Annotated in this window: 1 protein-coding gene; it reads right to left on the bottom strand. The window is 54.8% G+C overall.

Annotation, left to right across the window (positions count from 1 at the left end; genetic code table 11):
• Positions 1–194 (bottom strand): GNAT family N-acetyltransferase (locus RTW80_RS29365; protein WP_409415342.1); only part of this gene is annotated, 194 nt, incomplete at its 3' end.
• Between the last annotated feature and the right edge of the window lie 76 nt (positions 195–270).

Raw genomic sequence — 270 nt, 5'->3', positions numbered from 1 at the left:
AGGCAGAGCCAGTGCGAGCTGCCCGGCGTCCACGGCAACAGACGAGACTCAAAGGCTTCCCGAATGTCCGCCTCGCTACGCGCAGGGGCGACAAAACGCATTACCTCAGGATTTTGCTGTAGCGACAGAAAAAAGGGCCAGTCTTGCTCTTGCAGCGGCGAGCAGGTGAGACGCGCGGTGGTTAAGGCGGGCATGACGATCCTCCGGAGGCATTGCAAATGATTATAAGGTTGTCACTTTATTTCAACAGAAAGTCAGGTATGTTTAACC

Source organism: Escherichia sp. AM3, assembly GCF_032029835.1.
GTDB lineage: Bacteria > Pseudomonadota > Gammaproteobacteria > Enterobacterales > Enterobacteriaceae > Escherichia > Escherichia coli.
Note: the sequence above shows the minus strand (reverse complement) of the source record. Positions and strands in the feature narration are given on the sequence as shown.